Origin of the sequence: Streptomyces sp. NBC_01515 (assembly GCF_045040345.1) — a bacterium.
Lineage (GTDB): Bacteria > Actinomycetota > Actinomycetes > Streptomycetales > Streptomycetaceae > Streptomyces.
On record NZ_CP109416.1, the window covers coordinates 10145118 to 10156875 of the forward strand.

General features: G+C 70.1%; 12 protein-coding genes. 6 read left to right on the plus strand and 6 right to left on the minus strand.

Annotated elements, in window-relative coordinates; all coding sequences use genetic code 11:
* Positions 1–13 precede the first annotated feature (13 nt).
* The 5 genes from OG407_RS44855 (at position 14) to OG407_RS44875 (ending at position 4106) form a co-directional block, all read left to right on the plus strand.
* On the plus strand, positions 14–298 hold the full coding sequence (locus tag OG407_RS44855) for a hypothetical protein (RefSeq protein ID WP_403586909.1): 285 nt from the start codon (positions 14–16) through the stop codon (positions 296–298).
* A 91-nt stretch (positions 299–389) separates the two neighbouring features.
* Positions 390–1457 (plus strand): glucose-1-phosphate thymidylyltransferase, encoded by a 1068-nt coding sequence (locus OG407_RS44860; RefSeq protein WP_365299473.1) that lies wholly within the window; start codon positions 390–392, stop codon positions 1455–1457.
* Positions 1454–2425 carry a dTDP-glucose 4,6-dehydratase gene (gene rfbB / locus OG407_RS44865; protein WP_405866536.1) on the plus strand — a complete coding sequence of 324 codons (972 nt, stop codon included), beginning with the start codon at positions 1454–1456 and terminating at the stop codon, positions 2423–2425. Before OG407_RS44860 ends, rfbB begins: the two co-directional genes overlap by 4 nt.
* On the plus strand, positions 2425–3306 hold the full coding sequence (gene rfbD / locus OG407_RS44870) for a dTDP-4-dehydrorhamnose reductase (RefSeq protein ID WP_405866538.1): 882 nt from the start codon (positions 2425–2427) through the stop codon (positions 3304–3306). Before rfbB ends, rfbD begins: the two co-directional genes overlap by 1 nt.
* Positions 3303–4106 carry a class I SAM-dependent methyltransferase gene (locus OG407_RS44875; RefSeq protein ID WP_403586917.1) on the plus strand — a complete coding sequence of 268 codons (804 nt, stop codon included), beginning with the start codon at positions 3303–3305 and terminating at the stop codon, positions 4104–4106. Before rfbD ends, OG407_RS44875 begins: the two co-directional genes overlap by 4 nt.
* Here OG407_RS44875 and rfbC read toward each other — a convergent pair.
* The 5 genes from rfbC to OG407_RS44900 all read right to left on the minus strand — a co-directional run bounded on the left by rfbC (position 4096) and on the right by OG407_RS44900 (position 9366).
* Positions 4096–4704 carry a dTDP-4-dehydrorhamnose 3,5-epimerase gene (gene rfbC, locus OG407_RS44880; RefSeq protein ID WP_405866540.1) on the minus strand — a complete coding sequence of 203 codons (609 nt, stop codon included), beginning with the start codon at positions 4702–4704 and terminating at the stop codon, positions 4096–4098. The two genes, OG407_RS44875 and rfbC, sit on opposite strands and share 11 nt — an antisense overlap.
* A 69-nt stretch (positions 4705–4773) precedes the next feature.
* Entirely contained in the window at positions 4774–6744 is a 1971-nt protein-coding gene (locus OG407_RS44885; RefSeq protein ID WP_405866542.1) for a glycosyltransferase family 2 protein, read from the minus strand.
* A 137-nt stretch (positions 6745–6881) separates the two neighbouring features.
* A complete protein-coding gene (locus tag OG407_RS44890; protein ID WP_405866543.1) occupies positions 6882–7475 on the minus strand; it encodes an isochorismatase family protein in 594 nt (197 codons plus the stop codon).
* A gap of 29 nt (positions 7476–7504) precedes the next feature.
* Positions 7505–8908, minus strand: a complete 1404-nt coding sequence (locus OG407_RS44895) for an MFS transporter (RefSeq protein WP_405866545.1) — start codon at positions 8906–8908, stop codon at positions 7505–7507.
* On the minus strand, positions 8905–9366 hold the full coding sequence (locus OG407_RS44900) for a MarR family winged helix-turn-helix transcriptional regulator (protein WP_405866547.1): 462 nt from the start codon (positions 9364–9366) through the stop codon (positions 8905–8907). The genes OG407_RS44895 and OG407_RS44900 overlap by 4 nt, the downstream gene beginning before the upstream one ends.
* Positions 9367–9487: 121 nt before the next feature.
* Here OG407_RS44900 and OG407_RS44905 point away from each other — a divergent pair, with 121 nt between their 5' ends.
* Positions 9488–9991: a metallophosphoesterase family protein gene (locus OG407_RS44905; RefSeq protein WP_405866549.1), complete on the plus strand. Its 504-nt coding sequence runs from the start codon at positions 9488–9490 to the stop codon at positions 9989–9991.
* Between the two features lie 228 nt (positions 9992–10219).
* Here OG407_RS44905 and OG407_RS44910 read toward each other — a convergent pair whose 3' ends face one another.
* The gene (locus OG407_RS44910; protein WP_405866551.1) at positions 10220–11524 is read right to left on the minus strand and encodes an XdhC family protein; all 1305 of its coding nucleotides are present in this window, start codon (positions 11522–11524) and stop codon (positions 10220–10222) included.
* Between the last annotated feature and the right edge of the window lie 234 nt (positions 11525–11758).

The following is an 11758-nucleotide window of genomic DNA, read 5'->3' on the forward strand; positions in this document are numbered from 1 at the left end:
GGGGTGCGTGCTTGTGGCACACACCTTCGAAGAACTGGTCGAGAAGCACCGCGCGGCCCAGGCGGCACGCGCCCGGGTCCAGGAGATGCGGGACTCGCTGGGAGCCCCCGCCCACGAATCCTGGACCGAGGCCGAGACCGACATCTACGAGACCGCCTGGCGGGCCTGGCGCGATCTCGCCCGTGACATGCAGTCCGCCGCCGACGAGTACGCGAGGGACGAGGGTCTCGACCGGGCCGAGGTGGAGGCGGACGTGGCACGGGTGGCGGGGGACCAGTCCGGTCCTCCGGCCGGCTAGACACCTCACGGCCTCCTCATCGTTGGCCGGTCGTAACAAACGAACATAGGGAGGAACGATGCACGTCCGAAGATGACGCTAAGGTGAAGCGATGAAGGCTCTCGTTCTCTCCGGCGGCACTGGATCCCGCCTGAGGCCGATCACACACACATCGGCAAAACAGCTCGTCCCGGTGGCCAACAAGGCCGTCCTTTTCTACGGGCTCGAATCACTCGCCGACGCGGGAATCACCGAGGTCGGCATCATCGTCGGTGACACCGCGGCGGAGATCGAGGAGGCGGTGGGTGACGGGTCGAAGTTCGGCCTGCAGATCACCTACATCCCGCAGGACCGTCCCCTCGGACTGGCCCACGCCGTATTGATCGCGCGCGAGTACCTCGGCGACGACGACTTCGTGATGTACCTCGGTGACAACTTCATCGTCGGCGGCATCACCGGTCTCGTCGAGGGCTTCCAGGCCAACAAGCCCGACGCGCAGATCCTCCTCACCCACGTGCCCGACCCGCGCTCCTTCGGCGTCGCCGAACTCAGCGAATCCGGCCAGGTCATCGGCCTGGAGGAGAAGCCGGAGCACCCCAAGAGCGACCTCGCTCTGGTCGGTGTCTACCTGTTCACGCCCGCCATCCACGACGCCGTACGCGCCATCAAGCCGTCCTGGCGCGGCGAGTTGGAGATCACCCACGCCATCCAGCAGCTGATCGACGACGGCGCCGACGTGCGCTCCTCGGTCATCCACGGCTACTGGAAGGACACGGGCAACGTCGTCGACATGCTTGAGGTCAACCGGACCGTCCTGGAGAGCATGGACCGCCGCATCGACGGCGAGGTGGACGACGTGTCCGAGACCATCGGCCGCGTGGTGATCGAAGAGGGCGCGCGCATCGAGAAGTCGCGCATCGTCGGACCCGTCGTCATCGGCGCCGGAACCGTCGTCAGCAACTCCTACATCGGACCGTTCACCTCGGTCGCGGAGAACTGCCGGATCACCGACAGTGAGCTGGAGTTCTCCATAGTGCTGCAGGACTCGTCCATTCTCGGTGTGGGCCGGATCGAGTCCTCGCTCATCGGCAAGCACGTCGAAGTGACCCCCGCTCCGGGGGTACCCAGCGCCCACCGCCTCGTTCTCGGAGACCACAGCAAGGTGCAGATCCGTTCATGAATCTCCTCGTCACCGGCGCCGCCGGCTTCATCGGTTCCACGTACGTCCGCACGCTCCTCGCCTCGGACGCGGCCGACGCGCCCCGCATAACGGTGCTGGACAAGCTCACGTACGCCGGCACGCTCGACAACCTGGACATAGGCCACCCGCGCCTGGAGTTCGTCCAGGGCGACATCTGCGACGCCGAACTGGTCGACAAGCTGATGGCCGAGGCGGACCAGGTCGTCCACTTCGCCGCCGAGTCCCACGTGGACCGCTCGATCAACGGCGCCGCCGACTTCGTCCGCACCAACGTGGTGGGCACCCAGGTCCTGCTGGACGCGGCCCTGCGCTACCGCACCCCGTTCGTGCACATCTCCACCGACGAGGTCTACGGCTCCATCGAGACCGGCTCCTGGCCCGAGACCCACCCGCTGGCGCCCAACTCGCCCTACTCCGCGTCGAAGGCGTCCTCCGACCTGCTCGCCCTGGCCTACCACCGCACCCACGGCCTGGACGTGCGCGTCACCCGCTGCTCGAACAACTACGGGCCGCACCAGTTCCCCGAGAAGGTCATCCCGCTGTTCGTCAGCAACCTCCTCGACGGCAAGAAGGTCCCGCTCTACGGCGAGGGCCTCAACGTCCGCGACTGGCTGCACGTCGAGGACCACTGCCAGGGCATCGAGCTGGTGCGCACCAAGGGCCGGGCCGGCGAGGTCTACAACATCGGCGGCGGCACCGAGCTCAGCAACAAGGAGCTCACCGGCCTCCTCCTTGAGGCCTGCGGCGCCGACTGGGACCGGGTCGAGCGTGTCGAGGACCGCAAGGGCCACGACCTGCGCTACTCCGTCGACTGGTCCAAGATCCACGACGATCTCGGCTACCAGCCGCAGCACGACTTCGCGAGCGGCCTCGCCGACACCGTCGCCTGGTACCGCGACAACCGTGCTTGGTGGGAGCCCCTCAAGGCCCGGGTGGAGCGCGGCTGATGAAGTGGCTGGTCACCGGTGCCGGCGGGATGCTCGGCCACGATGTGCTGGAGGAACTCGCCCGCCGCGGTGAGCAGTTCGTCGGTCTCGACCGCGCCGCCCTGGACATCACCGACCCCGCGTCGGTGGACCGGGCGTTCGCGGAGCACCACCCCGACGTGGTGGTGAACTGCGCGGCGTACACCGCCGTCGACGACGCCGAGACCGACGAGGAGCGGGCCCTTCGCATCAACGGCGAGGGGCCCCGGCTCCTCGCCCGCGCCTGCGCCGCCTCCGGCGCGCGGCTGGTGCACGTCTCCACCGACTACGTCTTCGACGGAGAGGCCCGCGCCACGCCGTACCCGGAGAATCACTCCACCGCCCCGCGCACCGCCTACGGCCGTACCAAACTCGCGGGCGAGCAGGCCGTGTTGGAGGAACTGCCAGGAGCGAGCGCGGTCGTGCGCACGGCTTGGCTGTACGGAGCCTGTGGGGGTAACTTCGTCCGCACAATGATCGAGCTGGAGGCACGGCGCGACACTCTCGACGTCGTCGACGACCAGCGCGGTCAACCGACCTGGACCGCCGACGTCGCCGTGCGGATCGCCGATCTCGGCGCCCGTATCGGCCAAGTCGAAGGCGCGCACGGGGTGTTCCACGCGACCAGCTCCGGCGAGACCAGCTGGCACGGTCTCGCACAGGAGGTGTTCCGGCTCATCGACGCCGACCCGGAGCGTGTCCGCCCCACCACGAGCGCGGCCTTCGTCCGTCCCGCGCCCCGCCCCGCCTACAGCGCCCTCGGGCACGAGCGGTGGCGGGAGGTCGGCCTGGAACCGCCGAGGGACTGGCGGTCCGCCCTGCACGAAGCACTTCCTCACATCCGCAAGGAGATTTCTTCGTGAAACGTCATGAGTTCCTGCGGGGGCTCCACAAGTCAACCGCGAACCGCAACTACCTGGAGATCGGCGTCAACGACGGCCGCAGCCTGACGCTCTCCCGGGTGCCGAGTGTTGCGATCGATCCCGCGTTCAAGGTGGTCACGGAGATCCGCTGTGACGTCCACCTGGCCAAGGCGACCAGTGACGACTTCTTCGCCCGGGACAACCCGCTGGTGCACCTGCGCGGCGGCCGTCACCCGCTGCGTCAACTGGCCCGCAACCGGAGCCCGTTGGGCTGGTGGCGGACCACCACGCTGGACCTGTCGTTCATCGACGGCATGCACCTGTTCGAGTACGCGCTGCGCGACTTCATCAACGTGGAGAAGCACTCGGACTGGGCCAGCGTCATCGTCTTCGACGACATGCTGCCGCGCAGCATCGACGAGGCGGCCCGGGACCGGCACACCGACGCCTGGACCGGTGACGTCTACAAGCTCGTCGAGATCCTCAACCGCTACCGTCCCGACCTCGTGACGGTCCTGGTCGACACCCAGCCCACCGGTCAGCTCGTGGTCTTCGGCGCCGACCCCACCAGCACCGTCCTCAAGGACAAGTACGACGAGATCGTCGCCGAGTTCGAGGTCCCGGACCCGCAGAAGGTGCCCGAGGCGATCCTGGAGCGCACCACCGCGGTGAAGCCCGAGGCGCTGCTCGGCGCCGGTTTCTGGGGTCCCCTCGCCGCGGCCCGCAACCGCGGGACCAAGCGGTCCCGCGGCTGGGAGCCCCTGCGCCGCTCGGTGGAGCAGCTCAGCGTCAGCCGCTGAGCTGTCCACTCCGCAGTCGCTCGTAGTAGGCGGAGCAGTCCGCGTAGGACGGAAGAAGTCCTGACTGCTCCGCCTCTGCCAATGTCGGAGCCTCCGCGTCCTTGTCCGACAGCACCGGCTCGAAGCCCTCGGGCCAGGCGATGCCCAGCGCCGGGTCGAGCGGGTTGATCCCGTGCTCACGGCCGGGCGAGTAGCCCGTCGAGCACAGGTACACGACCGTCGCGTCGTCGGTCAGCGCCATGAACGCGTGCCCGAGACCCTCCGCGAGGAACACGGCGTGCTTGGTCTCGTCGTCCAGCCGGACGGCCTCCCACTGACCGAACGTGGGAGAGCCGACGCGGATGTCCACGATCACGTCGAGGACGGCGCCGCGCACGCACTTGACGTACTTGGCCTGGCTCGGCGGCACGTCGGAGAAGTGCACTCCGCGCACCACACCCCGCCGCGAGACCGAGCAGTTGGCCTGGGACAGAGCCAGGTCGTACCCGGTGGCCTCGCGGAACTCCTCACCGCGGTACCACTCGTGGAAACTGCCCCGGTCGTCAGGGAAGACCTTGGGTTCCAGGACCCAGGCGCCTTCAATCCCCAGTGATCGCACGTTCTTCCGTCCTCCGACTTGCTCGGGCACTGCTCTTGCTCGGGTACCGCGACTCGCTCTCGGGTACCGCTACTTGTTCAGGGCGCGCTTCAGCTTGCGCGCCACCCGGCGGGCCAGCCCGGGCTTGGCCTTGGCGGCCACCGGCTTCGGCGCCGGCTTGGGCTCGGCGGCCTTGGCGGATGCCTTCGGCGCCGCCTCGACCCGGATACCGCCGGCGTCACCGGTCAGCCGCACCGGCAGCGCCAGGAAACGCTGCGCGGTCGCGGCCGGGGTCAGGCACACCGAGGCGTTCCACGCCGCGTCCTTCAGATCCGCGGCCGGTACCTCGGCGGCCAGCCGTGCGCCGGAGGACTCGGGGGAGACCACACCGGGCACGTCCAGCGTCGTACCGGACGACTTGTGGGTCAGCCGCAGCAGTACGTCGGTGGTGGCGGGGGCGTAGAAGGGGAGCAGGACGCCGACGCGGGCGCCGGTGACCGTGAAGTCGCCGGGCTTGAGGTCGGCGAGGCCGAGGCGCTTGCTCGCCTTGTCGACGTCCAGGGAGAAGTTGCCGTGCGGCTCCGTGTAGTACGGGAGCATCACCTGGCCGGCGACGACACCGGCGTACCCGGCGTTCTCGCCGTGCTGCGCGACCGGGCCGAGGCGGCACTCCTTGTTCCAGGAGCCGATGACGACGCGGACGTAAGTGTCCCAGAGGCCGCTGCCCAGCGGGGCGCCGACCGCGGCGGTGGCCGGGTCGATGGTGGCCGTGGCGTGCAGCACCAGGCGGACGCCGTCGCCGTCGGCGACCGTCTCGTGCGAGATCTGCACGGGCTGGAAGTGCGAGGCGGCGCTGGTGCGTTCGCGGACGACGAGGTCGGCCGTCGCCTTCTTGAAGTTGGCGGTGGCGTCGGCCGTCAGCATGGCCGTCGCCTCGGCGAGGGTCTTCGGCTCCGGGTGCTTGGGAGCGGGGGCGCCCTTGGCCTCGAAGACGGCCGGCTTGCCGTCGATGACGAACTCGGCCTGGTAGTGGACCAGCAGCTTGCCGTCCCGCCACTCGATCTCGCCCGGGACGGCCTTCGGCTTGAGGGAGGCCTCCCACTCGGCCAGCTCGACGAGGTCGTCGTAGCGGTCGGCCGCGGCGAGGGCCGCGACGACCCGCAGCCGCGGGCCGAGACCGGCCGCGACGCCGGGGCCGAAGCGCTCGGTCATGACACCGCGGATCTCCTTGAGGAGTTCACGGCGGTATTCGTCCGGGGCCTTGAGCAGTCGGCCGCCGCCGAGGCGCTCCATCATCTCCACGCGCAGCCAGCGCCGGAAGATCTTGTCACGGGCCGCACCCGGCTCGGTGTACTTCTCGACGACGTCGAGGGCCTCGCGCAGGTTCTTGAAGTAGCCGACGGGGTCGAAGCGTTGGAAGCCGGCGTTCGAGGCGTCCTCGCGCTTGATGTGGTAGTAGCAGACGTAGTCGCTGAGCACGGCGACGTTGTCCGCGGCGAGGTAGGCCTCCGTCACGAAGACGTGGTCCTCCAGGCGCCGACGTCCCTCCGGGAACCGCAGGTTGATGCGGTCGAGGAACGCGCGCCGGAGCATCTTGTGCGGGGTGAGGCTGTCCATCAGCGGGGCGGTCGCGACCGACGCGTGCGGGTAGTTCTTGCGGAACAGCTCCACGGGTACGGCGCGGCCCTTGCCGGCCATCTTGCCCACGATGACGTCGGCGCCGTTGGCCACGCCGTACTCGTACATCCGCTCCAGGGCCTCGTCGCCGAGGTAGTCGTCGTTGTCGACGAACATGACGAACTCGCCCTTGGCGGCGGCGATCCCCACGTTGCGGGGCTTGCCCGACCAGCCCGACGCCTCCTGGTGGATCACGTGCATGTGGGGGTGCTCGGCGGCGATCTCGTCGAGCCGCGCGGGCGTACCGTCCGTCGAGCCGTCGTCGACGAAGATCGCCTCGTACTCATCGTTGGGCAGCGACTGCCTGAGGAGGGAGGAGATGCAATCCTCGATATAAGGCCCTGGGTTGTACACAGGGACGACGACACTGACCTTGACCGACATCCGGCTACTAGCCCCCTTGTTTGCGCCGCCCGTCCCCCGTAGTCGGAACGGCGCGGTGGGCTGATGCTAACCCGGTCGGTCTCGATGCCGCCCATTGGGCTGGTGTTGGGCAACGGTTCACCCGTCGTGGATCGACGTCACCTCGCGGCCCGGGTCTTGGCCAGAATTTCCAGGATCTCGGCGGTGGTGCCCGTCTCGCCGAGACGCGGGAAGATCCGCTCGATGCTGTGGGTGTGCGACACGGAGTCCAGGTCGCTCATCGCGTCCGTGGCCAGGGTGACGTGATAGCCGTGCTCGTGGGCGGCACGGGCGGTGGACTCGACGCCGATGCTGGTGGCGATGCCGGTCAGCACGATCTGCGTGACACCGCGGCGGCGCAGCTGTACGTCCAGGTCGGTGCCGTGGAAGGCGCCCCAGTTCCGCTTGATGACGTGGATGTCGCCGGGGTGTCCGGCCAGCTCGTCGACGATGACGTCCCAGCCCTCGGGGCGGGCCCCGCCACCGGGCCGCCGCTGCTCGCTGCGGCCGGGCACCGCGTCCGCGCCGTCGGCGGCGAAGGTGACCCGGACCAGGACCACGGGGAGCTCGGCGGCCCGGAAGGCGTCGGCGAGTTCGACGGTACGGGCGACCACCTCGGGCCCGCTGTACGGCTGGATCGGGGCGCCGACGACGCCGCCCTGGAGGTCGATGACGACGAGGGCGGTGCGCGGGTCGAGGGTGGTGAGTGCCATGGGAGAGGCCTTTCAGAAGGTACGGGGGCTCAGACGGTCTTGGGGGTGAGGGTGCGCAGGGAACGGTCGGGCAGGGTGATCGCCAGGAGCAGCGCCGACCCGATCGCCATGAACAGGGCCAGGTCGTGCAGTCCCGGGGTGTCGGCGCGGTGCGGGAAGAAGGCCGCGGTGGCCGCCGACGCGGCGAGTGCGCCGAGGTACATGAAGGTGCGCAGCAGCCCGGCGGCGGACGCGATGCGCGCGGGCTCGGCCTGCCGGTAGAGGGCGTTCTGCCCGGCCAGACCGAGCAGGCCCTGCGGTACGCCCAGCACGGCGCCGACGGCGAGCAGCAGCCAGACCGGACTGTCGGAGCCGACCAGGAACAGCGCGGCACAGCCCACGACCTGGATCGCGCTGCCGACGAGCAGCTTGGCGCGGATCGCCTCACGGCGCCCGGTGAGGGTCGAGACGCCGAGGGCGGTGGCCGACAGGGGCAGCAGGATGAGTCCGGCGGCGGAGGCGTGCAGGCCGCGCCCCTCCTCCAGCCACTGCGTGTAGCCGTAGAGGAAGGCGTACGAGGTGGTGTAGCCGAGGAACTGGCGGATGTACGTGGTCACCAGCGGGAGGTTGCCGCCGAGGACGCGCAGGTCGACGAAGGGTTCCGGGACGCGGAGTTCGCGTTTCGCGAAGGCGACGGCCGCGGCGGCGCTGAGGACCGGGAGGTACCACTCGGAGAGCTTGGGGGCGGTCAGGAACATCATCAGCGAGACCAGCATGACCGCGAACAGGAGCATGCCGGGCGGGTCGACGTCACGTCGGGTGCCGGCCGTTTCCTTGTCCTTGCTCAGCTTCGGCAGCCGGAGTGCGCCGAGGACGAGACAGGCCACGGACAGCGGCACGTTGACGGTGAAGATGGCGCGCCAGCCGCCGACGCCGATGAGGAAGCCGCCGAGCGTGGGGCCGATCACCGACACCGTCTGGGCGGAGACGGCGAGCGCGGTGAGGACACCGGCCGGGCTGTCCTCGCCGGTGCGTTCGGCCTCGCTGCGGGTCAGCTGCATCGCGGCCGGATACGCGGCCGAGGTGCCGAACCCGAGCAGGACCCGGGCGGCGATCAGCACGCCGAGCGACGGCGCGAGGGCGCCCATGACTCCGGCGACGCCGACCAGGGCCGTACCGATGAGGTAGAGACGACGCGGCCCGTACATGTCGACCAGCCGCCCGATCACCGGCTGCCCCACGGCCGTGGCGAGATACAGCGCCGAGACCAGCCAGACCGTCTGCGAGGGCGGCGCCCCGAAGGCGATGCCGATGGGCACGAGGGCCACGGCGATCATCGAGGAGTTGATCGGGTTGAGAACGGAGCCGAGGACCATGGGCGCGATCAGGCGCCGGTCGAAGCCGGTGGGGTCGGGGCGCGTGGTCGGTGATCCCTGGGTGAGCTTCGGTATCACTGCTCGGACAGCCGTTCCATCAACGCCAGCGCGTCGAGGATCGTCCGCCGCTCCCGCTCGGTGTACCGGTCCTCGAAGGCCCGCGCGAGCCACTCCTCGCGGACCTGCCGGTTGTCCTCGATCCGCGCGCGTCCGGCCTCGGTGAGCGTGACGAGTTGCCTACGGCCGTCCTCGGGATCGGGGCTGCGCCGGATCAGCCCGTGCTGGTCGAGGGCGGCGAGGGTGGCGGCCATCGACTGCGGCCTGACCCCCTCGGCCGACGCCAGGGCACTGGCCGTGGCCGCGCCGTGCTTGCCGACCAGGGTGAGCGCCGACTCCTGCGACGGGGTCAGGTCCTCGTCGGTCGCGACCTCGCGGATCCTCCGCCGCAGCCGGCTGAGCACCACGCGCAGATCGCGCGCGGAGCGGGCCGCGGAGTCGGAGATGCCCGCGGGTGAGCCGGTGAGCTGATGATCCATGCCCTCCACCGTAAAACCGGCAGAGCGAACTGTCCAGTCACAACTGAACAGTCTTGACTGTAGATCATTTCGGAAGCAGTGCCGGGAAGCCGCAACGGCGCCACACCCCTAGGCTGAGATCGTGCGTCTGCTCCTGATGTCCGACACCCACCTCCCCAAGCGCGCCAAGGAACTCCCCGCGCAACTCCTCGCCGAACTCCCGCGCGCCGACGTCGTGTTGCACGCCGGCGACTGGGTCGACACGGCCACCCTCGACCTGCTGGAGAGCCGCAGCCGACGACTCATCGGCGTGTACGGCAACAACGACGGCCCCGAACTCCGCTCCCGGCTCCCCGAGTTGGCGCACGCCGAACTGGGCGGCCTGCGCTTCGGCGCCATCCACGAGACCGGCCCCGCCCAGGGCCGTGAGGCGCGCTGCGCGGCCCGATTCCCCGACCTGGACGTGCTGGTCTTCGGGCACAGCCACATTCCCTGGGATACGACGGCTACGGGCGGGCTGCGGCTGCTGAACCCGGGTTCTCCGACGGACCGCCGACGTCAGCCGTACTGCACGTACATGACGGCGACGGTGGACGACGGCACGCTGACGGACCTCGAACTGCACCGGCTGCCGCCCAGAAGCTGACCGGGGTCACGGGCCGTCCTGGTCGTCATGTGCGCCGGTTGCATAGCGGCGGCCCGCTCGCCGGCAGGCAGCTCACCGCTCGGTTCCGACGCCGGGCCAACTGGTCATTCCCCGGGGCCTGTTACTGGGTGCACGATCGCTGGCCCCCCTCTTCTGTCCGGGAACCTGAGCGCCTTTGTGACGGCCGATCGGTACTCCTGCCTCAATACGCCCACCGAGTCGGCCAGGTCACCGCACCGGCCCCCGATGAATCGCCCCCACCGCCCCCGTCAACGGCGCCCCCGTCCCACCCCACCGCAGCGCGACGATCTCCGCCGCCACGGACACGGCCACCTCCTCCGGCGTACGCGCGCCGAGATCGAGCCCGACGGGTGAGCGCAACCGGGCCAACTCGCCCTCGTCCAGGCCGGATTCGAGCAGTCGCCGCATACGGTCGTCATGCGTACGGCGGCTGCCCATCGCCCCGATGTACGCGGCCGGCCGGCGCAACGCCTCCTCCAGCAGTGGCACGTCGAACTTCGGGTCGTGGGTGAGAACGCAGATCACCGTCCGTTCGTCGGTGTCCGTGCCCTGCAGATAGCGGTGCGGCCAGTCCACGACCACCTCCACACCCGCCGGGAACCGCTTCGGCGTGGCGAACACCGGGCGGGCGTCGCACACGGTGACCCGGTAGCCGAGAAAGTCACCGATCCGGGCCACCGCCGCCGCGTAGTCGATCGCCCCGAAGACCAGCATCCGGGGCGGCGGCGCGAAGGAGTGCAGAAACACCGCGACGGAGTCCTCACGCCGCTCACCGCGCGGTCCGTAGTGCCGCAACCCGGTTGCCCCGAGGGCGAGTTCACCGCGGGCATCAGCTGCGACGGCCACGTCCAGGCCGGGTGAGCCTAGGGTGCCGAGGGCGCCGGGGGTGTTTGAAGCGTCGAGGGTGCCGGGGGTGCTTGCGGCGCTGAGAACGCCGGGGGTGCCGGGCGGGCTGGGAACACCGGGGCTGCCAGGGGCGCCAGGCGTGCCGATGATGCCGGAGCCGCCAAGAGCCCCAGAGGCACCGCCCCCGCCAACGGCCCCACCCCCACCAAGATCACCAACACTCCCACCCACCCCCTCCGCCCAAACAGCAAGCGCAGCGCCCCGCACCCCCGGCCCATCGACCACCGTCGCCACCGTCACCGGCTCACCCGCGGCGACCGACCGCGCCACCGCCCCGAACGAGGGATCGACCTCAGGAGTGACAAGCCGGACCAGCACGGTGATCTCGCCCCCGCAGGTCAGCCCCACCGCGAACGCGTCCTCGTCGCTGTACCCGAAGGTCTCCAGCCGGGCCTCGCCGTTCGCCACGACCTCGCGCGCCAGCTCGAAGACCGCTCCTTCCACGCAGCCACCCGACACACTCCCCACGACCTCGTCACCCGGCCCCACCGCCATCGCCGCACCGGGATCACGCGGCGCGCTGCGGCTGACCGCGACCACCGTGGCCAGGCCGAACGGGGCGCCTGCCGCGTACCAGCCGCTCAGCACCGGGAGAAGGTCACGCATGCTCGGCTCCTGTCACCACCGCTACCGCCGCCGGACGGCGCAAGCGTCGCATCCGGGCCCTGGCCCGCACCGGAGCGCCACGCGCCCATCCCACCTCGCCGGCCCGGCGTTAATCCGTTGCCGCCGCACCCCCACTCCTGCTGAACTACCGAAGACGAGTCAGCGACGACCGAGGAGTACTGAGATGCGCGCACCGTTCATGTCCACCCAGGAAGGAACGCCCCCCTCGCCAAA